27 protein-coding genes are annotated in these 25,885 nt (G+C 67.9%); 15 read left to right on the top strand and 12 right to left on the bottom strand.

Annotated features, from left to right (window positions below):
* Positions 1 to 12 precede the first annotated feature (12 nt).
* The 9 genes from RUR49_RS09215 to RUR49_RS09175 all read left to right on the top strand — a co-directional run bounded on the left by RUR49_RS09215 (position 13) and on the right by RUR49_RS09175 (position 7,941).
* A complete protein-coding gene (locus tag RUR49_RS09215) occupies positions 13 to 390 on the top strand; it encodes a YbaN family protein (RefSeq protein WP_409146061.1) in 378 nt (125 codons plus the stop codon).
* 80 nt (positions 391 to 470) lie between these two features.
* Complete coding sequence (locus tag RUR49_RS09210; protein ID WP_409146060.1) at positions 471 to 1,643, top strand: NnrS family protein; 1,173 nt, start codon at positions 471 to 473, stop codon at positions 1,641 to 1,643.
* 574 nt (positions 1,644 to 2,217) lie between these two features.
* Positions 2,218 to 2,415 (top strand): nitrate reductase, encoded by a 198-nt coding sequence (locus RUR49_RS09205; protein WP_409146059.1) that lies wholly within the window; start codon positions 2,218 to 2,220, stop codon positions 2,413 to 2,415.
* Positions 2,416 to 2,428: 13 nt separating this feature from the next.
* A complete protein-coding gene (locus RUR49_RS09200) occupies positions 2,429 to 2,746 on the top strand; it encodes a 4Fe-4S dicluster domain-containing protein (protein WP_409146058.1) in 318 nt (105 codons plus the stop codon).
* Positions 2,739 to 3,002, top strand: a complete 264-nt coding sequence (locus tag RUR49_RS09195; protein WP_409146057.1) for a chaperone NapD — start codon at positions 2,739 to 2,741, stop codon at positions 3,000 to 3,002. The genes RUR49_RS09200 and RUR49_RS09195 overlap by 8 nt, the downstream gene beginning before the upstream one ends.
* The gene (gene napA / locus RUR49_RS09190) at positions 2,999 to 5,500 is read left to right on the top strand and encodes a periplasmic nitrate reductase subunit alpha (RefSeq protein WP_409146056.1); all 2,502 of its coding nucleotides are present in this window, start codon (positions 2,999 to 3,001) and stop codon (positions 5,498 to 5,500) included. The genes RUR49_RS09195 and napA overlap by 4 nt, the downstream gene beginning before the upstream one ends.
* Entirely contained in the window at positions 5,473 to 5,958 is a 486-nt protein-coding gene (locus RUR49_RS09185; protein WP_409146055.1) for a nitrate reductase cytochrome c-type subunit, read from the top strand. The genes napA and RUR49_RS09185 overlap by 28 nt, the downstream gene beginning before the upstream one ends.
* A 48-nt stretch (positions 5,959 to 6,006) precedes the next feature.
* On the top strand, positions 6,007 to 6,651 hold the full coding sequence (locus tag RUR49_RS09180; RefSeq protein WP_409146368.1) for a cytochrome c3 family protein: 645 nt from the start codon (positions 6,007 to 6,009) through the stop codon (positions 6,649 to 6,651).
* 399 nt (positions 6,652 to 7,050) lie between these two features.
* Positions 7,051 to 7,941, top strand: a complete 891-nt coding sequence (locus RUR49_RS09175; protein WP_409146054.1) for a Hint domain-containing protein — start codon at positions 7,051 to 7,053, stop codon at positions 7,939 to 7,941.
* 81 nt (positions 7,942 to 8,022) lie between these two features.
* Here the strand turns inward: RUR49_RS09175 and RUR49_RS09170 are convergent, their stop codons facing one another.
* From RUR49_RS09170 to RUR49_RS09130, 9 genes are all read right to left on the bottom strand, one after another.
* Positions 8,023 to 8,700 (bottom strand): DUF1028 domain-containing protein, encoded by a 678-nt coding sequence (locus tag RUR49_RS09170; protein WP_409146053.1) that lies wholly within the window; start codon positions 8,698 to 8,700, stop codon positions 8,023 to 8,025.
* Between the two features lie 74 nt (positions 8,701 to 8,774).
* Entirely contained in the window at positions 8,775 to 9,188 is a 414-nt protein-coding gene (locus RUR49_RS09165) for a RidA family protein (RefSeq protein ID WP_409146052.1), read from the bottom strand.
* Between the two features lie 32 nt (positions 9,189 to 9,220).
* Positions 9,221 to 10,492 (bottom strand): flavin-containing monooxygenase, encoded by a 1,272-nt coding sequence (locus RUR49_RS09160; protein WP_409146051.1) that lies wholly within the window; start codon positions 10,490 to 10,492, stop codon positions 9,221 to 9,223.
* 49 nt (positions 10,493 to 10,541) lie between these two features.
* Entirely contained in the window at positions 10,542 to 12,614 is a 2,073-nt protein-coding gene (locus RUR49_RS09155; RefSeq protein WP_409146050.1) for an FAD-dependent oxidoreductase, read from the bottom strand.
* A 3-nt stretch (positions 12,615 to 12,617) separates the two neighbouring features.
* Positions 12,618 to 13,373 (bottom strand): nitrilase-related carbon-nitrogen hydrolase, encoded by a 756-nt coding sequence (locus RUR49_RS09150; protein ID WP_409146049.1) that lies wholly within the window; start codon positions 13,371 to 13,373, stop codon positions 12,618 to 12,620.
* Between the two features lie 23 nt (positions 13,374 to 13,396).
* Positions 13,397 to 14,428: an extracellular solute-binding protein gene (locus RUR49_RS09145; protein WP_409146048.1), complete on the bottom strand. Its 1,032-nt coding sequence runs from the start codon at positions 14,426 to 14,428 to the stop codon at positions 13,397 to 13,399.
* Positions 14,429 to 14,445: 17 nt separating this feature from the next.
* Positions 14,446 to 15,255: an ABC transporter permease gene (locus RUR49_RS09140; RefSeq protein ID WP_409146047.1), complete on the bottom strand. Its 810-nt coding sequence runs from the start codon at positions 15,253 to 15,255 to the stop codon at positions 14,446 to 14,448.
* Positions 15,255 to 16,172: an ABC transporter permease gene (locus RUR49_RS09135; protein WP_409146046.1), complete on the bottom strand. Its 918-nt coding sequence runs from the start codon at positions 16,170 to 16,172 to the stop codon at positions 15,255 to 15,257. Before RUR49_RS09135 ends, RUR49_RS09140 begins: the two co-directional genes overlap by 1 nt.
* Positions 16,172 to 17,233, bottom strand: coding sequence for an ABC transporter ATP-binding protein (locus RUR49_RS09130; protein ID WP_409146045.1), 1,062 nt, complete (start codon positions 17,231 to 17,233; stop codon positions 16,172 to 16,174). Before RUR49_RS09130 ends, RUR49_RS09135 begins: the two co-directional genes overlap by 1 nt.
* Before the next feature lie 149 nt (positions 17,234 to 17,382).
* Here RUR49_RS09130 and RUR49_RS09125 point away from each other — a divergent pair, with 149 nt between their 5' ends.
* Positions 17,383 to 18,171, top strand: coding sequence for a LuxR C-terminal-related transcriptional regulator (locus RUR49_RS09125; RefSeq protein ID WP_409146044.1), 789 nt, complete (start codon positions 17,383 to 17,385; stop codon positions 18,169 to 18,171).
* Positions 18,172 to 18,239: 68 nt separating this feature from the next.
* Here RUR49_RS09125 and RUR49_RS09120 read toward each other — a convergent pair whose 3' ends face one another.
* Together RUR49_RS09120 and RUR49_RS09115 are read right to left on the bottom strand one after the other, a co-directional pair.
* Entirely contained in the window at positions 18,240 to 18,449 is a 210-nt protein-coding gene (locus RUR49_RS09120) for a hypothetical protein (protein ID WP_409146043.1), read from the bottom strand.
* A 252-nt stretch (positions 18,450 to 18,701) separates the two neighbouring features.
* Positions 18,702 to 19,304, bottom strand: coding sequence for a HupE/UreJ family protein (locus RUR49_RS09115; protein ID WP_409146042.1), 603 nt, complete (start codon positions 19,302 to 19,304; stop codon positions 18,702 to 18,704).
* A gap of 457 nt (positions 19,305 to 19,761) precedes the next feature.
* Between RUR49_RS09115 and RUR49_RS09110 the strand changes: the two genes are divergently transcribed.
* Genes RUR49_RS09110 through RUR49_RS09095 form a run of 4 tightly spaced genes read left to right on the top strand, consistent with a single transcriptional unit; the run spans position 19,762 to position 23,536 of the window.
* The gene (locus RUR49_RS09110; protein WP_409146041.1) at positions 19,762 to 20,895 is read left to right on the top strand and encodes an aminomethyltransferase family protein; all 1,134 of its coding nucleotides are present in this window, start codon (positions 19,762 to 19,764) and stop codon (positions 20,893 to 20,895) included.
* Positions 20,896 to 20,922: 27 nt separating this feature from the next.
* Positions 20,923 to 21,522, top strand: a complete 600-nt coding sequence (locus tag RUR49_RS09105) for a dimethylamine monooxygenase subunit DmmA family protein (RefSeq protein WP_409146040.1) — start codon at positions 20,923 to 20,925, stop codon at positions 21,520 to 21,522.
* Entirely contained in the window at positions 21,519 to 22,484 is a 966-nt protein-coding gene (locus RUR49_RS09100) for a PDR/VanB family oxidoreductase (protein WP_409146039.1), read from the top strand. The genes RUR49_RS09105 and RUR49_RS09100 overlap by 4 nt, the downstream gene beginning before the upstream one ends.
* Before the next feature lie 11 nt (positions 22,485 to 22,495).
* Positions 22,496 to 23,536: a heme-dependent oxidative N-demethylase family protein gene (locus RUR49_RS09095; RefSeq protein ID WP_409146038.1), complete on the top strand. Its 1,041-nt coding sequence runs from the start codon at positions 22,496 to 22,498 to the stop codon at positions 23,534 to 23,536.
* 19 nt (positions 23,537 to 23,555) lie between these two features.
* On the opposite strand, the gene RUR49_RS09090 is transcribed toward RUR49_RS09095, so the two are convergent.
* Positions 23,556 to 24,287 (bottom strand): helix-turn-helix domain-containing protein, encoded by a 732-nt coding sequence (locus RUR49_RS09090; RefSeq protein ID WP_409146037.1) that lies wholly within the window; start codon positions 24,285 to 24,287, stop codon positions 23,556 to 23,558.
* A gap of 236 nt (positions 24,288 to 24,523) precedes the next feature.
* Between RUR49_RS09090 and RUR49_RS09085 the strand changes: the two genes are divergently transcribed.
* Positions 24,524 to 25,867 carry an NAD(P)-binding domain-containing protein gene (locus RUR49_RS09085; protein ID WP_409146036.1) on the top strand — a complete coding sequence of 448 codons (1,344 nt, stop codon included), beginning with the start codon at positions 24,524 to 24,526 and terminating at the stop codon, positions 25,865 to 25,867.
* Positions 25,868 to 25,885 lie beyond the last annotated feature (18 nt).

The raw sequence follows: 25,885 nt of genomic DNA, 5'->3' as shown, positions 1-25,885 counted from the left end.
TCGGGAACTCTCATGCGAACTCTCTGGCTCCTTGTCGGCTGTGTCGCGCTCGTGGCGGCGGTGTTGGGCGCCGTCCTGCCGCTCGTTCCGACGGTTCCGTTCCTGCTGGTCGGGGTGTTCGCCTTCTCGAGGAGTTCGCCGCGCCTCGAGTCATGGCTGCTGGAGCATCCGCACCTCGGGCCACCCATCCACGCGTGGCAGCGGAACGGTGCGATCTCCCGGCGATCCAAGGCCGTTGCGCTCGCCACAATGGTGGCGACGCCGATCGTCAGCCTCGCTCTCGGCGTCACCACGGGCATCGTCCTGCTGCAGTGTGCCGTGCTTGCGGCGGTGGCGGTCTTCATCCTCAGCCGGCCGGAACCCGACGGGTCCGCTCGCCGGCGCGGGTGACGACAGTCCCGCTGCGAGCTTGCGCCCGCTCAAAGAGCCGCGCCGTCGCCGGCGGCAAACGGAAGGCGAAAGGATCGCCGATGTCGCCCTCCCCTTCCCTCGCGGCCAGCCGCGCCCGCACCGATGCCGGGTGGCTCTTTGCGGCGCCGTTCCGGCCGTTCTTCGTCGGCGCGTCGGCACTCGCCGCGCTGTCCGTGCCGGCCTGGGTGGCGATGTATCTCGGCGGTGCCGCCGAGGTCGCCAGCATGCCGGCCTTCGCCTGGCACGCCCACGAGATGGTGTTCGGTTTCCTGCCGGCGGTGATGGCGGGCTATCTCCTCTCCGCCACCCCGAACTGGTCCGGCCGGCTCCCCGCCTCAGGCCCGCCACTCGCCGCCCTCTTCGCCCTTTGGGCGGCCGGCCGCGTGATGCCCTTCCTCGTCCCCCTGCCCTTCGCCGCCCTCGCCGACGCCGCCTTTCCGCTGGGGGTGACAGCGGTGCTCGTGCGCGAGGCCCGCATCAAGTCACCGCGGCAGTCGCGGCACGGGCTGATGCTGTTTCCCCTGTTGGCCGTCGCCGCCGTTGCCCACCGGCTGACGGTGATGGACTACGAGGTCGCCGCAGCGATGGCGCGCGTCGGTATCGCCGTCGCCGTCCTCCTCATCTCGGCAGTCGGCGGGCGTTTCGTGCCGAGCCTCACCCGAAACGCCCTCGTGGGCCGGGGCGCTGAACGGGTGCCCGAGCCCTATGGCCGCTTCGACGTGGTGGTGCTGGTCGTCGCGCTGCCGGCGCTGACCGCCTGGGTCGTCGCCCCGGCGGGTTGGATCACCGCGGGCGCAATGGCGATCGCCGCCATCCTGCAGGGCGTGCGCCTGTGGCGCTGGCGCGGTTGGAGCGCGCGGCAGTTCGACGTGCTGGCGCTCCATGCGGGCTATCTCTGGCTCGTGACCGGCACGGCGCTCGCCGCGCTCGCCGCAGTTCCGGGCTCCGGCTTGCCGCTGGACACGGCACTTCACGCCTTCGCCTCCGGAGCTATCGGCGCGATGACGATGGCGGTGATGGCGCGGCTGGCGGTGAGCCGCGGCGGCCATTCGCCGGCGGCCGGCGGGCTCTGTGCAGTCGCAATCGTCGCGGTCAATCTCGGCGCGCTGGCGCGGGTGGTAGCGCCGTTCTCAGGCGCGCATTCCCTGGACCTCATTATCGCCGGTGCGGCGCTCTGGACGATGGCGTGGACAGTCTTTACGACGGCACAGATCATGTCGGCGCGTGCGTGACTCTCGTCACCTAGAGCACGCGTTGCTGGCAGATCGCCGGCAGAGCCCAAGGCAGCCGCTTTGCGCCGTCTCAAGCAGATGGCAACCCGGCCGAACAGTTACGGGAGTGTCGTCCCGCGCCTCGACGCACGCCGTGACGCCGAACACAGGCGGGCTGCCGTTGGCCGAGCGCAACGGCGGCGTAGCGCACGGGCGCCCCAAGCGGGTGCACAACCCCGGCGGCAGCGCCTTGAAACGGCGCGTGACAGCGGGATCCGTCCGCCCTTCGACCGGACCCTGTCGCTCCCGGGCCAGTGACCGGCGGCGGCCGTCCGCGATGTGCCGGAGATCAATTTCGCTTTCGGCGGTTTCCTCGGACCTCTGATCAGGCTACAAGGGTTCCAACGAGCGGCGTGACCGCTCTGTCGCGCAAGAGCCAGCAGTTCGCGGAAACAAGCACTCCGCGGCAAGATCTCAGTGCAGCGCAAGGCAGCGTCGACCTAACGGCGCATTATAGCCTGTCCGCGCGACTTTATACTTACATGCACCCGCCAGAAGAATACATGCAATCACATTGCAGGGGGCGACGGAGGCCATGGGAGCGACGACAAATACAGGAGGCGGAGGGTTGCCGCGCGCTCCGAGCAAGCGTGCTGAATTCCTGACGTTCCTCGTCCTGGCGTTCGGGGTCTGGCCCTTCGTGGCAGTTGGCGTCGTCGGCGGCTTCGGCTTGGCCGTGTGGATCTTCCAGATGATCTTCGGTCCCCCGGGTCCGCCAGCAGTGTTGCACTAGGCGGGCCGGCGAGATGGCGAACGATGTCGCTGGTCTCTCCCGACGCAATTTCCTCAAGGGACGGGTAACGGTCCCGACGTCGGACACGACGGGCTCCGAGATCGCCCACATCGTCAGCATTGGAGCGGGATGCCTGGCTGCGGCCGGTATCGACTGCCAGCTCTGCCGCGACGTCTGTGCAGAGGGCGCCATCGCCTTCGTCCCACGCCGCGGTGGCCCTTTCCTCCCCTCGATCCGGGCTGCCCTCTGCACCGGCTGCGGCGACTGCCTGGCGGTCTGTCCCACTGCGGCGCTTCATCTTGCCCCAACATCAGAGGCTCCGAATGCCTGAGGCCGCCATGCACGTCATCTCGAGCGCCGTCGTCTCGGTCATGCCCGGCCGGCGCGAGGCGGTCGTCGAAGCGCTCGCAGGGATGAGCGGGGCCGAGGTGCGGGCCGCCGCTGGCAGCAAGATTGTCGTCATCCTCGAGGGGGCGGACCGCGGCGAGGTTGGCGGGCGACTGCTGCGGATCGCCGATCTCGACGGGGTGGTCAGCGCCAACATGGTTTTCGAGCACGTCGAAACCGATACGGAGGTCCCGACATGACCATCGACGTTTCTCGCCGCGATGTGCTGAAGGCGCAGGCGGCCAGCATCGCTGCGGCCGTCGCCGGGATTTCGCTGCCGGCAGAGGCGCAGCCCGTGCCCGGCGGGATCGCTACGCTCGACATCAAGTGGTCGAAGGCGCCGTGCCGCTTCTGTGGCACCGGATGCGGCGTGATGGTCGGGGTGAAGGACGGACAGGTCGTCGCCACCCACGGCGACATGCAGGCGGAGGTCAACCGGGGCCTCAACTGCGTCAAGGGCTACTTCCTCTCGAAGATCATGTACGGCGGGGATCGCCTCACCACGCCCCTGATGCGTAAGCGGGACGGCGCCTACGCCAAGGACGGGGAGTTCGAGCCGGTGTCGTGGGACGAGGCGTTCGACCTCATGGCGGCGAAGGCGAAAGAGACGCTGAATGCCAAGGGGCCGACGGCGGTCGGCATGTTCGGCTCCGGGCAGTGGACGATCTTCGAAGGCTACGCCGCAACAAAGCTCATGCGCGCCGGCTTCCGCTCCAACAACCTCGATCCCAACGCCCGTCACTGCATGGCTTCCGCCGCCTACGCCTTCATGCGCACGTTCGGCATGGACGAGCCGATGGGCTGCTACGACGACTTCGAGCATGCCGACGCCTTCGTGCTGTGGGGCTCGAACATGGCGGAGATGCATCCGATCCTGTGGACCCGCCTCGCCGACCGCCGTCTCGGCCACGAGCACGTCAAGGTCGCCGTGCTGTCGACCTATACCCACCGCAGCATGGATCTCGCGGACATCCCGATCATCTTCACGCCGGGAACGGATCTCGCGATCCTCAACTACATCGCCAACTACATCATCGAGACTGGGCGGGTGAACGAGGACTTCGTCGCCAAGCACGCCGTCTTCATGCGTGCCACGACAGACATCGGCTACGGCCTGCGGCCCGAGCACGACCTCGAGATGCGGGCGACCGGCGCCGCCGATCCCGGGAAGACCGAGCCCATCGACTTCGAAGCTTTCAAGGCTCTGGTGTCCGAGTACACGCTCGAGAAGGTCTCCGCCCTCTCCGGCGTCGAGCCGGACTTCCTGGAGGAGCTCGCCGAGCTCTACGCCGATCCGAAGCGGCGGGTGATGAGCCTCTGGACGATGGGGTTCAACCAGCACGTCCGCGGCGTCTGGGCGAACCAGATGCTGTACAACCTGCATCTCCTCACCGGGAAGATTTCCGAGCCGGGCAACAGCCCGTTCTCACTGACCGGGCAGCCCTCCGCCTGCGGTACGGCGCGCGAGGTCGGCACCTTCGCCCACCGGCTGCCGGCCGACATGGTGGTGACGAACCCCGAGCACCGCCGCCACGCCGAGGAGATCTGGAAGCTTCCAGACGGCCTCCTGCCCGCGCTGCCGGGTTACCACGCGGTGCTGCAAGACCGGATGCTCAAGGACGGCAAGCTCAACTGGTACTGGATCCAGGTGAACAACAACCTCCAGGCCGCGCCGAACGACAGTCAGGAGACCTATCCCGGCTATCGCAACCCTGAGAACTTCATCGTCGTCTCCGACGTCTATCCGACGGTGACGGCGCTCGCTGCCGACCTGATCCTGCCGGCGGCGATGTGGGTGGAGAAGGAGGGCGCCTACGGAAACGCCGAGCGGCGCACGCACGTCTGGCACCAGTTGGTCGAGGCCAAGGGCGAGGCGCGCTCGGACCTCTGGCAGTTGATGGAGTTCTCAAAGCGCTTCACCACCGACGAGGTCTGGCCGGAGGAGATCCTGGTGCAGGCGCCGGAATACCGGGGCCGCACGCTCTTCGAGGTCCTCTACGGCAACGGCAACGTTGACCGCTTCCCCCTCTCGGAGATCGATCCGGGCTACGAGAACCAGGAAGCCGAGCACTTCGGCTTCTATGTCCAGAAGGGGCTCTTCGAGGAATATGCCACCTTCGGCCGGGGCCATGGTCACGACCTCGCGCCATACGACCGCTACCACGAGGTGCGCGGCCTGCGCTGGCCGGTGGTGGACGGCGAGGAGACGCTCTGGCGCTACCGCGAGGGCTACGATCCCTACGTGAAAGCCGGCGAGGGCGTGCAGTTCTATGGCCGCCCCGACGGGCGGGCGGTCATTCTCGCGGCCCCCTACGAACCGCCGGCCGAGAGCCCGGACGCGGACTACGACCTGTGGCTCGTCACCGGCCGCGTGCTGGAGCACTGGCACTCCGGCTCGATGACCATGCGGGTGCCAGAGCTCTATCGCGCTTTCCCGGGTGCACGCGTGTTCATGAACGCCGACGATGCGCGCCGGCGCGGCTTGAACCAGGGCGCCGAGGTGCGGGTGATCTCCCGGCGCGGCGAGATCCGCAGCCGCATAGAGACCCGCGGCCGCAATCGCATGCCGCACGGTGTCGTGTTCGTGCCCTGGTTCGACGCGAGCCAGCTGATCAACAAGGTAACGCTCGACGCGACCGATCCGATCTCGAAGCAGACGGACTACAAGAAGTGCGCCGTCAAGATCGAGGCCGCGTGATGCGCCGGCCACTGCTTCTCTCGCTCGCCGCCGCCGCGATCGTCCTGGCCGCGCCCGTCTTCTCGCAGGATGCGCCCCGTCTTACCGGGGAGACGCCACCCATGGCGGAGGTACCCGCGCCGCCGGTGGCGAAGTGGGTGACGGACGACGTGAGGCTGATGCGGGCCTATCCCGAGCAGCCACCGGTGATCCCCCACTCGATCGAGGGCTACCAGCTCTCGGTCAACGCCAATCGCTGCCTTTCCTGCCACAAGCGGGAGTTCACCCAGGGCTCCGGCGCCCCGATGATCAGCGTTACGCACTACATGGATCGTGAGGGACAGATGCTCGCGGACGTGTCGCCGCGGCGGTATTTCTGCACGGCCTGCCACGTGCCACAGGCGGACGTACCGCCGCTGGTCCCCAACACCTTTCGCGACATGAGCGAAATGGGCGCCAAGCCCGCCGGGAGCGAGTAGGCCATGTGGAGGCGGATCAAGGCGGCCCTCCGCTTCGCCTGGACCATCATGGCCCGGCCGAGCGTCCATTTCGGACTCGGGTTCCTGACGCTCGGCGGCTTCGTCGGCGGCGTCCTGTTCTGGGGGGCGTTCAACACGGCCCTCGAGGTGACGAACACGGAAGCCTTCTGCATCGGATGTCACGAGATGCAGGCGAACGTTTACGAGGAGCTGACGCAGACGGTGCATTTCTCCAACCGCTCGGGCGTCCGCGCCAGTTGCCCGGATTGCCACGTTCCGCACGCCTGGACGGACAAGATCGCCCGCAAGATGCAGGCCTCGAAGGAGGTTTGGGGCCACATCTTCGGCACCATCGACACCCGTCGGAAGTTCCTCGACGAGCGGCTCCGCCTCGCCCAGCATGAATGGGCACGCCTGAAGGCGAACGACAGCCTCGAGTGCCGCAACTGCCATTCCTCGGTGGCGATGGATTTCACCAGGCAAACCGAGCGCGCCGCCGAGATCCATCGCCGTTACCTGATTTCAGGCGAGGCAACCTGCATCGACTGCCACAAAGGCATCGCCCACCAGCTGCCCGACATGCGCGGCGTGGAGCCGGGCTGGAAGGTGCCACCGGAACTCGAGGGCCAGCCGCTGCCGCAGGCCTCACTCGATCGACTGCAGCATTACGCGGCAGACCTGGTTCCTCGCTGAAGGCGGCCGATCTTCACTCGGTGGTGCCGCTGCCGGCAGCATGATCGTGCGGGGAACGAGCCCGCCGGCAGTTCTCGCTTTAGCTTGGCTTCAGGCGGCGACGACCCGCGAGCCATGGTGCCCGCCATGACCGTTAGACGTCAGCGGGATGTCCCGGTGGATCGCAGCGTTTGGTGCGACCTCCTCGGCCGGGTAGCACTTCCGCCTGATGACCACTCATCCTTTGCCACCATAACTTTGGGGTTCGATACCGATGTCGCCCCCGCTTGCACAACCGCGGGACATGCCGCAAGTTGTCGAGGTGGGGTGATGCGACCGCTCGCTTCAGATTGAAGTTGCGTCGGTAGCGCCATCCTGCCGCTGGGGAAGAGGGGGCCGGGTTCACTGTGAGTAGTGGCAATGGCAGTTTATGTGACATCGTATTTCTTTGCCGGCACGTATACCAATGGATTATTTACACCGTTTATAGCTGACGATGTGCAGTTTGTCTTCGATGCCGATGGGGATTCTTTTTCCCCGGGAGACATCATCAACGTCGATGGTCAACCGATAGCGCGTTATATCGGCTTCGGCCCAACAGGGATCGTCATACAGGATGCATCCAACGGGGGGAATGGATCATACTACTACTATTCAACGACGATGCTGGATGACGACGACCCGATACAGATCAATACGACAGACGATTTCATATATTGCTTTCTGGCTGGCACGCGAATCGGAACACCGGACGGCGCCGTTGCTGTGGAAGATATCAGGGTCGGCACCCTCGTTCTGACAGCCGACGGTCGCACTGTGCCCGTCAGATGGCTCGGACGGCAGACAGTTGTCACGGTGTTCGGCCCCGATGCGGCGCGTCGGCCGGTCCGGCTTCTCGCCGGCTCGCTCGGACCGGCACGGCCGACGGACGACCTCTGCGTCACATCCGACCACGCGCTGCTCATCGACGGAGTGCTCGTCCAGGCCGGCGCGCTCGTCAACGAGACCACCATCCGTCGGATGACGGACGCCGAACTGGGGGACCGCTATACGGTCTTCCACGTCGAAACCGAGAACCACGAGGTGATCCTCGCGGAAGACGTGCCGGCGGAGACCTTCGTCGACAACGTCTCCCGTCGTCGCTTCGACAACTACGCCGAGTTCGAAGCGCTCTATGGCGACGGTGAACCGGTGGTCACGGAGATGAACCTGCCGCGGATCAAGTCGGCGAGGCAACTGCCGCAGGCGATCCGCCGACAGCTCGACGGCCGTGCCGCCGCACTCCGGCGGAAGACGGCCACCGCTGCATAGCCGGTCCGCGCTGGCCCCGGCTCATGCCGGCGGGCACGGCTGCCAAAGGGGACCGACTGAAGCGCCCCGAGAGCGATCTGGTCACTGGTCTCCCGGCACGCCATAGGACGGGGCGGCCGTCGGGTTGAGCGCCCGCGTGACGTAGGCGTCGGCCTGCGGACTGAAGATCTCCCAGGCGCGGGCGAGAGCGGCGACCGGGCAGCCCTCGTCGACCCAGTCGACGCGCAGGTCGGCATAGGGCCAGCTCTCGTGGTGAACGATAAGGAGGCCCGCCGAGTGGACCGGGCCCGCCTCTCCGCCCGCGACGATGGCGGCCTTGAGGGCGGCCATCAGGCGATCGCCGAGCGGCCCGCCGGCCGCCTCGAAGGCGGCGACCATGGCGGCGGGCACGCCCTCGCTCGCCAGCAGATTGCCGCCCGACGCGCAGTCGCGGCCTTCGGCCGACGTCCAGAGGCCGAGCGCCTTCGTGCCGGAGTGGACCGCCGTCCTCCCCGCAGCGTCGACGGCGAGGAGCTGGCGGAAGTCGGGAAAGCCGTCCCCGTCGCGCGCCGCCGCGACCGCACTTGCGGCCCCCGCCCCCGCGGCGAGGCGGTCGAGCATCAGCGGGCCGAGGGCGGGGTTGGTGACGTTCTGCGTCGCCACCGCCCCGATGCCGGCGCGCGCATGGGCGCAGCGCGCCGCGACCGCCGGCGAGGACGACGAGATCGCCACCCCGAACTGCCCGGTTTGCGCGCAGCGTGCGACGATGGAGAAGGTCATGGGGTCCCCCAAAGGGCTCTCGAGCACACTCGAAGCGGCCTTGCGGGCGTCGCCACGCCGGGCCGCGGAGGCGTTCAGTCCGGGATCATTGCGGTGGCGTCGATCTCCACCAGCCATTCGGGCCGGGCGAGGCAGGTGACGACGATGCCGGTCGAGACCGGGTGCACGCCCTTGATGTACTCACCCATCGTCCGGTAGACGGCCTCGCGATGGCGGACGTCCGTGAGATAGACGACGACCTTGCAGAGGTGCTCCATCCGGCCGCCGGCCTCCTCGATCAGCTGGCGGATGTTCTGCATCACCTTGTGGGTCTGCTCGACGGGATCGTGGCTGTCGAGGTTCTTCGCGCTGTCGAGGTCCTGCGGGCACTGGCCGCGCAGGAAGATCATCGTCCCGCGCGCCACCACCGCCTGGCAGAGGTCGTTGTCGAGCTTCTGCTCCGGATAGGTGTCCTTGGTGTTGAACTTGCGGATGCGGGTGTGGGCCATCGGGCTTCCTCGGATTTTATGGCTGTTCGCGATCAGGGCGTGGTCGACGCGAGGCGCAGCTCCGCCGGCCTGTAGGCCTGATAAGCGCGCTGCTTGGCGATGTGGTCGGCAACGTAGCGCGCGTCGTGCCAGACGCCCCAGATGAAGGACGAGCCGCGCCGCGTCTGCCAAGGCAGGCCGAGGAAGTAGAGGCCGGGCTCGACCGCGACCCCGCGCTGGTGCTTGGGGCGCCCCTCGGCGTCGAGCACTTCGAGCTTCAGCCAGGAATAGTCGGAGGAATAGCCGGTCGCCCAGATCACGGTTGTGATGCCGGCGGCGGCGAGGTCGAGCTCGCGGATCGGCTCGCGGACGCAGGCCGGGTCGGGAAGCATCACGCGGGCCTGCGGCTCCTCGGGCAGGTCGATGCCGTTGCGGGCGACATAAGCGTCGGCCTCGTCGAGCACCGCGAGAAAGTCCGCGTCGCCCTTGGCGAGGTTGCGGGCAAGGTCCGGCGCCAGCGTGAGCTTGCCATCGTGGAACGCCTCCGTCCGGCCGAGCAGGATCATGCCGCTCGCCGCGAAGCGCCTGAGGTCGACGGTGCGCCCGCCGTGGGCGCCGCTGACGGCGATCGTCGTGTGCTCGACGCCGGGCACCGCCTCCGCATCCCACTTGTTGAGGACCCCGAGCCACCAGCAGAAGTCCTGGCCGCGGTAGCTGCGCGGCGGCCGGCCGTGCGGGCCGACCGAGAGATAGACCTGGCGGCCGGCCTCCTGCAGTTCCTCGGCGATCTGGGCGCCGGAGGAGCCGGAGCCGACGACGAGCACGGCACCGTCCGGCAGCTGCGCGGGGTTGCGGTAGGCGGCGGAGTGGATCTGCAGGAGCCCAGCCGTGTCCGGGATGAGCCGGGGGATCACTGGGGTCTGAAAGGCGCCGGTCGCCGCGATCACGCAGCCGGCGTGATAGGTCCCGGCCGACGTCTCCACCCGGAAGCCCGGCCGGCCGGTGAGCCGTGCCACCGAATGCACCTCGACGCCGGTGCGGATCGGCGCGGCAATCTTCTCGGCATAGGCGACGAAATAGTCCGCCACCTCCTCCTTGCCGGGAAAGCCGTCGCGAGCGCTCGCGAACTCCAAGTTCGGGAAGCGGTCGTGCCAGGCGGGGCCGTTGGCGACGAGGGAATCCCAGCGGCCGCTACGCCAGCGCTCGGCGATGCGGTCGCGCTCGAGCACGACGTGATCGATGCCGTAGCCGCGGAGATGCTCGCTTGCGGCGATGCCGGCCTGCCCGGCGCCGACAACCAGTGCGGAGACCTCTTCTATTGGCATGGTTCTGTCCCCTCCCCCGCCACTCGTCCCGGCGACCTCGGCCCATCCCTCACGGCGCAAGCTCCGCCAGTTCGCGGCGGAACGGCAAGGCGTCGCCGATGTCCGGCGCGTCGAGCTCCTCGGCATAGCGCCGCCCCGCATAGGTCGCCCATGCGATCGGGCCCGGCGCGGCGGCGTCGCCGATCACCTTCAACGACTGGACGCCAGCCCCGCCCCAGTCGCGGGCGCGGAGCTCGAGGTAAAGTTCGTCGTTCGGGGTCCGGCTGGTCACCAGCACCACGGCGTCCGCCGGGGTCGCCGTACGGGCCCCAGTCCACGTGCAGCCGAGCGTTACCTCGCCGTCGCCGATCGCCTCGGGCGCCTTGCTCGGCAGCACATTGACGCCGAGCGACAGCAGCCGGCGCATGATCACCCCTTGCTCGAGGGTGTTCTGCGTCCACTCGGCCACCTTGGTCGCCGGCGTGACGAAGTCCACGGAGCAACCCCGGGCGGCCAGCACCTCGGCGATCACCGACCCCATGTAGAAGTGGTCGTCATCATAGAGCAGCACCCGGCCACCGGTTGGACCGCCGCCGACCATGACGTCGTCCGGCGTGAACAACGGCATCGCCGGGTCTGTCGGGATCGGCGCGAGATGCAGGCGCGCCACCACGTCCCGCCGCCAGGTCGCGCCGGTGGCGATGGCGACGTGCTCGAAATCCATCTCGAGCACGTCGTCGGCGGTGAGGCGGCTGTCGAGATAGGTCTCGACGTTCGCCATCGGGGCGATCTGGCCGGTGCGGTAGTCCGCGACGCGGCCCCAGGCGGAGAGGCCGGGCAGCTGGCGCTCGCGCGCCACCCGGCCGCCGAGCGTCGTCGTCGCCTCGGCGATCGCCACCCGGTAGCCGCGCTTGCCGAGCTGCAGCGCCGCCTCGAGCCCGGTCGGCCCGGCCCCGACGATCAGCACCGACTCCGAGGCGCCCTTGGGCCGCGCGCGCTCCGGGTGCCAGCCCTTGCGCCATTCCTCCATGAAGGCGGTGTTCTGGGTGCAGCGGCTGATGGCCCCCGTCATGTCGCCGCTGACGCAGATGTTGCAGCCGATGCACTCGCGGATGTCGTCGAAGCGACCCTCCTCGATCTTGCGCGGCAGGAACGGGTCGGCAATCGACGGCCGCGCCGCGCCGATGAAGTCGAGGATGCCCTGGCGCACCTGCCGCACCATGGCATCCGCCGAGGTGAAGCGGCCGACGCCCACCACCGGTTTCGGTGTTAGCGCCTTGATGCCGGCGACGAGATCTTCCTGCGCCCCCTCCCCGACGAAGCGCGACGTGCCGGAACAGTTCTCCCAGGTGCCATGGGCGAGGTCCCACAGGTCCGGCAGTTCGGCGTTCAGCGCGATGAACTCGCGCAGTTCCGCATTCGACAGGCCGAGGGTGCCCTCCTCGTGCAGCGACAGGCGGAGCGTCACCGCCATCTCGTCCCGCATCTCCTCGCGCAGTTCGGCGATCACCTCGCGCACGAAGCGGGAGCGGTTGTCGAGGCTGCCGCCGTATTCGTCGCCGCGCTGGTTGGTGGCGCGCGACAGGAAGTGCTGGAAGATGCCGAAGCCGTGCGCGCCATAGAGGCAGACGAGGTCGAAGCCGGCGGTGCGCGCCCGCCGCACGGCGTTGCGGAACCAGCGGCGGATGTTGCGGATGTCCTCGCGGTCGATCGTGCGGGCCTGCACGGGATCGGCGGTGAAGGTGAGGATCGGCCCGCCCGTCACGGCGAGCGGCACCTCGCGGCTGTAGAGGTTGGGCCCGTTGATGCCGGAATAGGCGAGCTGGATGCCAGCGAGCGCCCCGTGGGATTTCATCGCCTCCGCCATGCGGGCGAGCGCGGGGATCTCGCGGTCGTCCCACAGCCGCTGCTCGATGAAGGGGGTGATCTCCGAGGTCTGGTGGATCTCGGTCTGCTCGGTGAAGATGACGCCCCAGCCGCCCTCCGCCTTGGTGCGGCGCATCTCGGCGACAGCCGAGGGGTCACGGTAGCCGCCGCCGTTGCAGTGGGGCACCTGGTAGAAGCGGTTCTTGGCGAGCTTCGGCCCGATGCGCACCGGCTCGAAGAGAACGTCGTAACGGGCGGGACGGGCGTTCGTGTCCATGGCTCACTCGACGGGTCGGTAATCGCGGCCTTGCGTCGACAGGCGCGCGGGGTCGGCGGGCAGCAGGTCGGCGATCAGCAGCGCCGGTCCGGGACCGGCCTGGGCCAGCACGGTGGCGTCCGCCGAGACGAGGCAGGAGCCGCCGGTGTAGGTGAGGTCACCCTCGCTGCCGCAGTGGTTGGCGTAGGCGATCGCGACGCCGTGGATGACGGCCTGCGCGGGCACCGTCACCGACGGTACATGCGTGAACGGCTGCATGTTCGCCGTCGGGCAGAGGACGAGGCGGACGCCGCGGTCGGCGAGCGTCCGGAGTAGCGGCGGGAACTCGACGTCGTAGCAGATCAGCAGCGCCGTGCTGGTGCCGTCGAGATCGAACGTCACCAGCCGGTCGCCGGGCACGAAGAAGTGCTTTTCCCGGGCGCCATAGAGCTGCGTCTTGCGGTAGAGCGCCAGCCGCCGCCCGTCGGCGCCCCACGCCATCGCCGCGTTGTAGAGCGCATCGCCGTCGCGCTCCGCCAGACCGACGACGAGCGCGCAGCCGGCCATCGCTGCGAGCGGGCCGAGCACCGCGTCCCACTCGTCCGCCGTGCGTGCGCCCACCCCCGGGTCGGCGACGTTGTAGCCCGGCAGGAAGAGCTCCGGGAACAGCGCCACCTGCGCCCCCCGCGCCGCCGCCGCAGCGAGCGACGACGTCAGGGACGCAAGGGCCCGTTCCGTCGCCCCGGCGGGCGACGGATCTTGCACGACAGCGATGCGCATGGGCGTGGCTCTTTGTTCCGGCTTTACTTCTTCAGGTTGAGCCAGATGGCGTCGTAGAGCTTCTGGGTCTCCTGGTCGCAGGCCTCGACGAAGTCGAACTTCATGCTCGCAGGCGGATTGTTCTCGGGGCTGTTCTTGATGGCGTCGTCGAGGAACGGCTCCACGCCCTTCACGCCGGCGGTGTAGGCGGCGTAGTTGGTGAGCGCCGCGGCGTTCTCGGGCACGAGCAGGAAGTCCATGAACTTCAGCGCGTTCTCGCGGTTCGGCGCATCCTTGAGGAGGACGACGTTGTCCATCCAGACGACGGCGCCTTCCTTCGGATAGGCGTATTCGATGTTGGCGCCCTCGGCGCGGGCCTTCGACGAGAAGCCGTTGTAGATCATGCCGGCGGCGGCATCGCCGGAGACGAGCACGTCCTTGGCAGTGTCGGAGCCGAACGAGGCCCACGAGGGCTTCGCCTTCAGGAGCATGTCGTTCAGCGCCTTCAGCTGCTCGCGGTCCGTCGTGCACTGCGGGATGCCGAGGTACATGGAACCGAGGGCGAGCACCTCGCCCTGGCTGTCGAGGACGTTGATGCGGCCCTTCAGCTCCTCCGGCGGGTCGAAGATGATGGCGAGCGAGCCGATGTCGCCCTTGAAGACATCGCGGTTCACCGAGAAGCCGGTCGAACCCCACTGGTAGGGGATCGAGTGCGTGCGGCCCGGATCGAACGGAACGTCGGCCCATTCTTCCTGGATGTTGGCGAAGTTCGACAGCTCCTCGGGCTTGAAGCTGTCGAGCAGGCCCTGGTCGGCCATGATCTTGACCATGTAGTCGCCGGGCATCGCCACGTCGTACTGGCCGAGCTTGCCGGCCTTGAGGCTCGCGAGCAATGCCTCGTTGGACTCGTAGGTGTCCATCGTCACCTTGACGCCGGTCTCGGCCTGGAACTTGTCGAGCAGGGGCTGCGGCATGTACTCGAAGAAGTTGTAGATCTTCAGTTCACCGTCGGCGAAGGCGGGCGAGACGAACAGCGTCGTGGCCAACAGGGCCGTGGCGAGAAGCGATTTCTTCATCTGAGTTCTCCTCTGAATCAACGGGTCTTCTGCCCGATGCGGTTGGCGAGATAGCTGAGGGTGACAAAAACGACGGAGACCATGAGCATCAGCGTCGAGATCGCCATGATGTTCGGCTTGATGCCCTGCTTGACCGAGCCGAAGATCGCCGTCGGCAGCGTCTCCATGCCGGCGCCCTTGACGAAGTTGGTGATGATGAAGTCGTCGAGGCTGATGATGAAGGCGAGCAGCCAGCCGGAGATGACGCCCGGCATCATCAATGGCAGCAGGATCAGCCGGAACGCCTGCCAGCGCGAGGCGTAGAGATCGCGCGCGGCGAGCTCGTAGGTCTCCTCGATCCCCTGCATGCGGGCGGCGATCGGCAGGTAGGCGAAGGGGATGCAGAAGGTGATGTGGGCGACGAGGATGGTGCCGTAGCCGGTCCGCACGCCGATCGCCGTGAAGAACACCAGCGTCGCCACCGCCGTGACGATTTCGGGCACCATCAAGGGCAGGCTGATCAGCGCGTAGGACGCCCCGCGCCCGCGGAAGCGGCCGCCGCGGATCATCGCCACGGCCGCCGAAAGGGCGATCAGCGTCGCCGCCGTCGAGGCGAGTGCTGCGATCGAAATCGAGTTCCACGCCGCCGCCCGGAAGATCGGCGCCTCCGGGCCGGTGAAGACGTCGGCATACCAGCGCAGCGAGAAGCCGGCCCAGTTGGTGATCGACCGGCTGTCGTTGAAGGAATAGACGGCGATGACCGCCAGCGGGACGTAGAGGATCGTCAGGCAGAGCGCCGTCGTCAGCCCGAAGCCGGCATAGCGGCGCATGTCGGTGCGGGACGCCATCAGCGCTGCCCCCGCGCGGCGGCGCGTGCCTGCCACAGCAGCACGAGCAGGACGAGCGTCAGCAGGATCATCGCCACCGCGGCGCCGAACGGCCAGTTGCCCATGCTGCCGCGGAACTGCTCGTCGATCAGCGAGCCGATCATGTAGGTCTTGGCGCCGCCGAGGAGATCGGGCGCCAGGAAGGCGCCGAGCGAGGGCACGAAGACCAGGATGCAGCCGGCGACGATGCCGGGCTTCACCACCGGCAGGACGATCTCGCGCAGCGTCGTCCACGGGCCGGCATAGAGGTCGCGCGCCGCCTCCGAGAGGGCGAAATTGTAGCGCTCCACCGCCGCATAGATCGGCAGCACCATGAACGGCAGGTAGCTGTAGAAGAGGCCGAGTTGCACGGCCAGATCGGTGTTGATGATGCGCAGCGGCGCGTCGATCACCCCGATTGCGAGGAGCCCCTCGTTGAGCGGCCCCTGGTCGCGCAGCAGGAAGCGCAGCGACACCGTGCGGATCAGAAGGTTGACCCAGTAGGGCACCGTGATCAGGAACACCCACAAGGCGCGGTGACGCAGGCTGCGGGTGGCGATGAACCAGGCGGTCGGGAAGCCGATCAGCAGGCAGAGCAGCGTCGCCAGCGCCGCCTGCCAGATCGAGCGCCAGAAGATGCCGATATAGGTCCACTCGATCTGCGGCGGCTCGTCGCCGAACAGGCCGCGGGTGACGAAGAACTGGTCGTAGGCGGCGAGGCTGAACTCCCAGACGACGCCGCCGCGAAAGTCCTTGGTGAGGACCGAATAGACCACCATCAGCACGACCGGCACGAGCAGGAACGTCCCGATCACCAGCCACGTCGGCAGCATCAGCGGCACGGCGAGCGACCGCCATCCCGTCGCCACCGAACCGGAGCTGTCGGGGGCGGCGGCCATCAGTCGAGCAGCAGGCGCGCGGCGCCCGCCTCCACGTGCAGACCGACTTGCGTGCCCGCCGCCGGCAGTTCGTTGCGGCTGGAATTCTGCAGCCGCGTGACGATCGGCGTGCCGTCGTCGAGCCGCGCCAGAAGCTGCAGGTCCGTGCCGAGATAGATCACCCGCTCGACCCGCGCGGTGAGGTCGGCGTCGGCGGTGGCGAGCGACAGGCGCTCCGGCCGGATCGAGACGTGGTGGGCGCCCGGCGCCAGGCCCTCGAGCGCATCCGTGGTCAGGACGTGGCCGCCAGGCAGGGTCACCCGAGCCCGGCCACCTGAAACGGAATCGACCATCGCCGGAAGGACGTTCGTCTCGCCGATGAAGTCGGCGACGAAACGGTTGATCGGCGCCTCGTAGATCGTGCGGGGATCGCCGACCTGCTGCACCTGCCCGTTCGACATCACGGCGATGCGGTCGGACATCGCGAGCGCCTCCTCCTGGTCGTGTGTCACGAACACGAAAGTGATGCCCGTCGTCTCCTGCAGCTGCTTCAGCTCCACGCGCATCGCCTGGCGCAGCTTCAGGTCGAGCGCCGACAGCGGCTCGTCGAGGAGAAGCACGCGCGGCCGCGGCGCGAGCGCCCGGGCGAGCGCGACGCGCTGCTGCTGGCCGCCCGAGAGCTGGGCCGGCAGCCGCTCGGCGAACTCGGAGAGATGAACGAGGTCGAGCATCTCGTCGGCCCGTGACCGACGCTCGGTGAGCGGGACCCCCTGCATCCGCAGGCCGAAAGCGACGTTGTCGCGGACGCTCATGTGCGGGAACAGGGCGTACTGCTGGAACACCGTGTTGACCGGCCGCTTCTCCGGCGGCAGCGTCGCGATGTTCGCGCCATAGAGGACGATCTCGCCGGCCGTCACGTCCTCGAAGCCGGCGATGGTGCGCAGCAGCGTCGTCTTTCCACAGCCTGAGGGCCCGAGCAGCGTGAAGAACTCATTGTCGGCGATCGACAGCGACACGCCCTTCAGCGCCTCGAAGGCGCCGTAGCGCTTGACGACCCGGTCGATGCCGATGGCCTGCTGCATTGCGCTCCCGCCAATGTCCGGGGCCCCTCGCCCACACGGAACATCATACCCCTGCCGCCTTGGTTTCACGCTAAAACTGGCCGGTGGCAGGGGTATATAACCCCAAGGGGGTATGATTGGACGGACTGCCGAACACAGCCGAGGTCGCATTGGCGGATGCGATCCGCCTTGCGGGCAGTCTGGGCTTCGAGGCGTCGCTCGCCCGCTTCCTCCGTCGCAGCATCGCCTGCAACAACGTCGTCTTCATCGTCTATCGGGGCTCGGAGACGCCAAGAATCCTCTATTCGCAGGCCGACGACCCGATCGTCTTCAAGGACCTCTACCGGGTCTACGTCCCCGGGGCCTATCTACTCGATCCCTACCACGATCTCCACCTCAACCGCATCTCTCCCGGCGCCTACCGTCTGCTCGACATCGCGCCAGACCAGTTCCAGCGCAGCCAGTACTACCTCGATTACTACCGGCAGACGACCCTGATCGACGAACTTACCTTCGTCAGCTACCCCGACGACGACAGCACGCTGAACATCTGTCTCGGCCGCGACGCCTCTGCGCCACGCCCATTCGGCACGGACGCACGCGAGATCGCGGTGCGGATCGCACCGGTGGTGACGGCGCTCACCGACCGGCATCTGCGCGACTTCGCAGCCACGCCGGCGCCCGCCGCCGGACCGGCGTTGCCACAGGCGGACGAGCCAGCGGACAGGTTGCAGCGCGTTCTCGCCGAGAGCCATGCGATCCGGCTGTCGCGACGCCAGGCGCAGGTGGCGCTGCTCATCCTGCAGGGCCACTCGTCCGTCTCGATCGGGCTCAGGCTCGGGGTGTCGGCGCAGACGGTGAAGGTGTTCCGCCGGCAGATCTATGCGCGATGCCGGATCAGTTCGCAGGCCGAGCTGTTCGCGCTGCTCCTTCCCCTGCTCATCGGCGAAAGCGCCTGAGGAAGAGGCCCGAGCGACGAGGGACGGGGCGGAGGTCGCCTGAGGGACTCTCGAGAGTGCGGCGACCCTCAGGAGATGCGCTCGCTCTGGAACCGGATCGCGACCTGCGCCCTCGCCGCGGCCTGCATCAGCGCCGAGACGATCTCGGCACGGGGGGTGAGCGGCAACGCCCGGGCGATATGGTCGGCGACAGCATTCACGTCCAGAGGCTGTCCCGTGCTGATGGAAATGGCGACGCTCCGCCGCACTTCCTCTAGCAGATCGTCTTCGCCACGCACGCTACAGAACTCCGGCCGCCGGCGTCACCGCGGCGGCTTTGAACTGTCGAAAACGACGTCACCGCGGAATCCGTTCCCGCGCGCCGGAGATTGAACTCGCTCGGAGCGTGTGGCGGTCGGCGGATCAAGTCGCGGCCGGCCGCGACGCGGACGACGGCCCTCCAATGCCGCTCGATGATTTGCGGCATCCCTTCTGCGACAAAAGCTGGCCAGCCGCGGTCCGAGGATCCGCGGCCGGCATCCTGGGGTGGGTCAGACCAGGCCGGTGACGATGCCAAGTCCGGCAAGCGCGGTCAGACCTCCGACCGCCCGAACGGCGATCGGATTGGTCCGGTCACCGACACGGCCGAGCGCATATCCGAGGCCGAGACCCGCAAGGTGCAGCGCCGCCGTCGCGATCAGGAACCCGAGACCATAGGCGAGCCCTCCGGCGTTCTCGGGCATCTCTGCCCCGTGGGCGTAGCCATGGAAGATCGCGAAGAAGCCGACGAGCGCCATCAGGGCGGCCAACGGCGCCCTGGCGCCAAGGGCGACGACGGCGCCCAGCACGACGATCGACAGGGCGATCCCGACCTCGACGGCCGGGACCCCGATACCGGCAAAGCCGAGAGCTCCCCCGACGGCCATGACGCCGACGAAGGCGAGCGGGACCATCCAAAGGGCGCGCCCGCCCAGTTGCCAGGCGAGGACGCCTACCATCACCATTGCCAGGACATGGTCGAGGCCCCCGACCGGGTGAGCGAGACCGGAGAGGAACCCGCTGGCCTCTCCGTGGCCCGCGTGCGCGAGGGCAGCGGTCGGCAAACCAACGGCAGCCGCCACGAGGAGCGAGAGGGCGAAGGGCTTCGTCGTCATGGTCGGCTCCCGGCAAGATGGTGGCCAAAGGAACCCCGCTGCGCGAAACCGGGCAAGCGCAAGTTTTATCAATCGGGTGCCGCATCTGCCGGAATAATGAGCACATCCGCGCGAGGGCGCGCCGCCTTCCAACGCGGGCCGCTCGGCGAAGGTCGGACCTGAGCGACGGCGGCCACAACGCCGCTCTGGATCCGGTGCGTGCGGGTCTCGACGTCGCCGTGCCGGGGCCGCAGGCGTGCGTCGCGCAGCACACACTCTGCCGACGCTGCACGATGGCTCGAAGAACACGTCCACCCAAAAACCACCTCATCGGTTTTGCCTGGCAGGAAAGCTTTTTGCATGTTGGTATTGCGTGCTGCCGACGCGCGAGCGCATTATCCTGTTGCTGGGAGGGTTCCGGGAGGAGGTGCGACGGGCACCGGGAACCACACGCGGCGACGGACCATGGGAGCGAGCGATGACGCAGTCCTGGAGGTTTTCGACCCTGGCCGACCGCCACCGGGCGCTCGGCTCGAAGCTCGAGGACTGGAGCGGCATGGGCACCGCCTGGAGCTACTCCGGCGACGCCGACGCGGAATATGTCGCCATCCGCACCAAGGCCGGGCTGATGGACGTCTCGGGCCTGAAGAAGGTGCACATCACCGGCCCGCACGCCTCGCACCTGATCGACCTCGCGACGACGCGCAATGTCGAGAAGATCTATCCCGGCAAGTCGGCCTATGCCTGCATGCTGAACGAGGCCGGCAAGTTCACCGACGACTGCATCCTCTACCGGACCGGCCCGAACTCCTGGATGGTGGTGCACGGCTCCGGCACCGGCCACGAGGAACTGCAGCGCGCCGCCATGGGCCGCGACGTCTCGATCCGCTTCGACGACAACCTGCACGACCTGTCGCTGCAGGGGCCGCTGGCGGTGGACTTCCTCGCCCCCCGCGTGCCCGGCATCCGCGACCTCCCCTACTTCCACCACATGCAGACGCAGCTCTACGGCTTGCCGGTGATGATCTCGCGCACCGGCTACACCGGCGAGCGCGGCTACGAGATCTTCTGCCGCGGCCAGGACGCGCCGGCGATCTGGGACCGCATCCTCGAGGAAGGCGCCGACATGGGCATCATCCCGTGCCGGTTTACCACCCTCGACATGCTGAGGGTGGAGAGCTACCTGCTGTTCTACCCCTACGACAACTCGCAGAAGTACCCGTTCGAGAACGAGGGGCCGGGCGACACCCTGTGGGAGCTCGGGCTCGACTTCACGGTCAGCCCCGGCAAGACCGGCTTCCGCGGCGCCGAGGAGCACTACCGGCTGAAGGGCAAGGAGCGCTTCAAGATCTACGGCGTGCTGCTCGAGGGCACCGAGCCGGCCGACGAGGGCGCGCCGGTCACCGCCGGCGGCAAGCCGGTCGGCGTCGTCACCTGCGCCATGTATTCGCCGCTCGTGAAGAAATCGATGGGCATCGCCCGGCTCGACGTGCCCGTCGCCGTCGCCGGCACCAAGCTCGAGATCCACAACAAGAGCGGCACGATTGCTGCAACCGCGCAGCCGCTGCCGTTCGACGACCCGAAGAAGACGAAGCGGACGGCGAAGGGCTGAGGGCGGGGCGGCGAGAGCGGAGGGCCGATGCCGGAAAAGAGCATCATCAGCCGGCCCGTCTATGGGACGCTGTCGCCACAGCCGGGCCGCGAGCACCTGTTCGTCGCCGATGCGCAGGGCGCCGAGGCGATCCTCGACATGGCAGCGGCCGCACCCGAGGGCTTCTTCGCCGGCGCGCAGATCGTCTACATCCCGCGCGACGCCGATCCGTCGCTGGCCGAGAAGCTGAAGGCGCTGTCGCCGGCGATGTTCTACGAGGGACCGTCGGTCGCCGCCGCGATGCCGCGGCTGCGGCAGACGCTCGCCACCGCCCGCATGGGGCTCAGGGTCTACCTCGCCGGCACCGAGGGGCTGATCGGCCAGGCGATGCAGGCGGCACTCGAGGCCGGCATCGACCACAGTTCGATCCAGACCGAGCACCGCGGCTCGCTCGCCCGCCGCGTCCAGTGCGTCCACTGCAAGGGCATCACCGAGGACGTCACCACCCAGCCGGTGACGTGCGCCCACTGCGGGCTGCTGTTGTTCGTGCGCGACCACTACTCGCGCCGCATCGCCGCCTTCCAGGGCGTGTGCATCAACGCCGAGGACCGCAGCGACGTGCCACCCACGGAGGTGGTGTTTCCATGAGCACCGGAACCACCAAGCTCGACGTCGTCGTGGCGGACGTCGTCACCGTCAACGACATGGTGAAGCGCTTCCACTTCCGCCGGCGTGACGGCGGCCTGCTGCCGACGTTCTCCGGTGGCGCCCACGTCGTCGTCGAGATGAAGGACGGCGACACGCCGCGGCTCAATCCCTATTCGCTGATGAGTTCGCCGCTCGATACCCGCGAGTACACGATCAGCGTGCGCCGCGACGATGCCGGGCGCGGCGGCTCGCTGTTCCTGCACCAACGGGTGGAGCCCGGGCAGGCGATGGTGATCTCCTACCCGGTCAACCTGTTCTCGCTCGATCTCCGGGCGAAGAAGCACCTGATGCTCGCCGGCGGCATCGGCATCACGCCGTTCCTGGCGCAGACGGCGCAGCTGTCGGCCGAGGGCGGAGCCTTCGAGCTGCACTACTGCGTGCGCACGGCGGCGCTCGCGAGCTATGGCAGCGAACTGCAGGCCCGCTACGGCCGGCGTGTCAGCCTTTATCACGACGATCGTGGCGAGCAGATCCCGCTCGACCGGCTGCTGGCGGCGCAGCCGCTCGGCACGCACCTCTATGTCTGCGGACCGTCCGGCATGATCGACTGGGTGCGCGGGCGGGCGGCGGCGCTCGGCTGGCCGGCCGAGGCCGTGCACTACGAGCACTTCTCGGCGCCGCAGCCGGGCGTGCCGTTCACGGTGACGCTGGCGGCCAGCGGCAAGACGATCCGCGTCGGCGAGCAGCAGAGCCTGCTCGAGGCGATGGAGCAGGCCGGGGTCGATCCGCCCTATCTCTGCCGCGGCGGCGTCTGCGGCCAGTGCGAGACCGACGTGATGTCGTGCGAGGGCACCTTCCTGCATAACGACCACTGGCTGAGCGAGGACGAGCACCGCTCCGGCCGCAAGATCATGCCGTGCGTGTCGCGCTTCGAGGGCCCCTCCCTCGTGCTGGATCGCTGAGGAACCGCACCATGGGCATCACCTTCCGCCAGGAGACGTTTCGGGACGACTTCAGCTTCCGCAACAGCCCGGAGCACATCCGCCGCTTCCCGTTCCCGTTCCACGAAGACAGCTACATGTATGCGGTCAACATCGAGCCGCACGTAGCGGGCCCGAAGGGCAGCGTGCTCGAGCATCCGATCGACGTCGACGAGCACTACGTCTCGGAGATGCAGGACCGGGCCCTGGTGCTCGCCGAGGACCCGCTGCGCTGCCAGTCGCTGCCGCACATGACGCTCGCTGGCTGGGACCTGCTCGAGCTCCTGATGACGGCGAAGGCGGAGAGCTACCCCGAACATTTCGAGCTGACGCGCGACGGCGACCGCTGGCACTGGGTGAACCGGCCACTCGGCATCGACGACCGCTTCACCTTCGGCGACGTCGCCACCCTGCCCTACGGGCCGATGGAGTACATCACCCGCCAGTCGCAGGGCGACTTCTGCCTGCTCGACCAGCGCGACGGCAATCTGTGGATGGATGCCGGCATCGTCACCACGCAGGCTGACTGGTCGCTCGATTTCGACATCGGCATGAACTTCTTCGAATGGCACGCGCCGGTGCCGCTCGCCCACGAGAAGGGCATCTTCACCCGCGCCCTGAAGTTTCTGCTGAACGTGCAGCAGGGCAAGCCGGCGCGGCGCCTCAACTGGACGATGACGATCAATCCCCGGCTCGATACGAGCCCCGAGAACTACCACAAGTGGGGCCCGGACCGGACGACGGTGACGCCGGAGAACGTCGGCCGAAAGGTGCACCTGCGCGTCGAGCTGCAGAGCTTCTGGCGGCTGCCGCGCTCGAACGGCCTCGTCTTCCCGATCCGCTGCTACCTGATCCCGATGGACGAGCTCGTCACCTCTCGGAAGTGGGCGCGGCGGCTGCACCGCGTCATCCGCGACCTGCCGGACGAGATCGCCGCCTACAAGGGTCTGACGCGCTACCGGCCGACGCTCATTGAATGGCTTTCGGCCCACGACGACGGCGCACCGACCTCGCCCGGGTTCGGGCCGGACTGAGGCGCATCCGCCGGCCCGCTCAGCCGCCACCGCCCTGCGGGTAGGAGATGATCGACAGGTAGCGGATCGGCAGCCGGGTGAGTTCCTCCGGCCCGTGCGGCGCGTCGGCGTCGAAGAACAGGCTGTCGCCGGGCAGCATGCGGAAGAGGTTGGAGCCGTGCCGGTACACCACCTCCCCTTCCAGCATGTAGAGGAACTCCATGCCCTCGTGCTGGAAGGTCGGGAAGACGTCGGAGGTCTCCGACAGGGTGATCAGATAGGGCTCGACGACGACTCCGCTCGCCTTGGCGCCGACGTGGCCGAGCAGGTTGTACTGGTGGCCGGCGCGGGTACCGCGGCGCTCGATCTCCAGCCCCTCCCCCGCCTTGACGAAGACGGCGCTGCGTTCCTCCTCGTAGCGGCGGAAGAAGGCGGTGACCGGCACGCCAAGCGCCCGCGACAGCACCTGCAAGGTGGTGAGCGACGGCGAGGTGATGCCGTTCTCGATCTTCGACAGCATGCCGAGCGACAGGCCGGTGGCGGCGGCGAGATCGGCGACCGTTATGCCGAGCTTGCGGCGGAAGGCGCGCACCTCCCGGCCGATCGCGACCTCCAGAACTTTTTCGGGCGTGTCGCGCACGGCATGCGGGTTCTGCGACAGCGGCGGCAGGATGGCGTGCACGTCCGGCACGGTGGTGGCCGCCGCTTTCGCGCCCCCCGCGCCGCCGCGCGCCGTGGGCTGCTGATCCCTCTTGCGTCCGGGCTCGGCCACGGTCCACCCTTTCCCGGTGCGGCGGATTTCACCGCCAGTGAAACCACTCTCCTGCCAGATACACTGGCGGGAAAACCGGCTCAAGGCCGTGCGTCGCCGGTCGGGGGCCGGCGCGGCGACCGGGGGCGTCGGTCGGCAGCGTTGCTTCGCGAGAGCGAGCATTGACAGAGATTGGGGACGGGATACCGTCCTGACAGTGAAAAATCTTTCGTTGTGGAAAAGTCGGGGAGCAGTCCATGAAGAAGCGGGTCGCGGTGATCGGAGCCGGTCCCTCCGGTCTCGCCCAGTTGCGGGCGTTCCAGTCGGCGGCGGCGAAGGGGGCCGAGATCCCCGAGGTCGTCTGCTTCGAGAAACAGTCGGACTGGGGCGGCCTGTGGAACTACACCTGGCGCACCGGCCTCGACGAGCACGGTGACCCGGTGCACGGCTCGATGTACCGTTACCTGTGGTCGAACGGGCCGAAGGAGTGCCTCGAGTTCGCCGACTATACCTTCGAGGAACACTTCGGCCGGCCGATCGGATCATATCCGCCGCGCGCCGTGCTGTGGGACTACATCAAGGGCCGGGTCGAGAAGGCCGGCGTGCGCGGCTGGGTTCGCTTCAACACGCCGGTGCGCATGGTGACGTGGTCGGACGCGTCGAAGAAATTCACCGTCACCGCCCACGACCGCACCAATGACCACACCTACTCCGAGGAATTCGACAACGTCGTGGTGGCCTCCGGTCACTTCTCGGTGCCGAACGTGCCCTATTTCGAGGGCTTCGAGAGCTTCCAGGGCCGCGTGCTGCACAGCCACGACTTCCGTGACGCCTGCGAGTTCACCGGCAAGGACGTGCTGATCATCGGCCGCAGCTACTCGGCCGAGGATATCGGCTCGCAGTGCTACAAGTACGGGGCGAAGTCGATCACCACGAGCTACCGCTCACGCCCGATGGGATTCAACTGGCCGGAGCGCTGGAAGGAAGTTCCGCTGCTGCAGAAGGTGGTCGGCAAGACCGCGCACTTTGCCGACGGCACGACGAAGGACGTCGACGCCATCATCCTCTGCACCGGCTACCTGCACAGTTTCCCCTTCCTCACCGACGACCTGAAATTGAAAACGACCAACAGGATGTGGCCACTCGGTCTCTACCAGGGCGTTGTCTGGGAGAAGAACCCGGCGCTGTTCTACATCGGCATGCAGGACCAGTTCTACACGTTCAACATGTTCGACGCGCAGGCCTGGTACGCCCGCGACGTCATGCTCGGCCGCATCAAGCTGCCTTCGGCGGAGGAGATGGCGGCGCACAGCCAGGCCTGGCGCGACCGCGAGGAGAAGATCGAGACCGCCGAGGACGCCATCTGGTTCCAGGGTGACCAGACGAAGGACCTGATCGAGGCGACCGACTATCCGATGTTCGACATCGAGGCGACCAACAAGACCTTCATGGAGTGGGAGCACCACAAGATGGAGAACATCATGGGCTTCCGCGACAACGCCTACCGCTCGCTGATGACCGGCACGATGTCGCCGAAGCATCACACGCCGTGGATGGAGGCGATGGACGATTCGATGGAGAGCTATTTAGCGAGCAAGTAGCCGAGAGCTTCCGCTCCG

The sequence above is a fragment of the Pseudoxanthobacter sp. M-2 genome, from assembly GCF_046156265.1.
Classification (GTDB): domain Bacteria; phylum Pseudomonadota; class Alphaproteobacteria; order Rhizobiales; family Segnochrobactraceae; genus CAMDHY01.
This window is presented reverse-complemented; position numbering and strand designations above follow the sequence as displayed.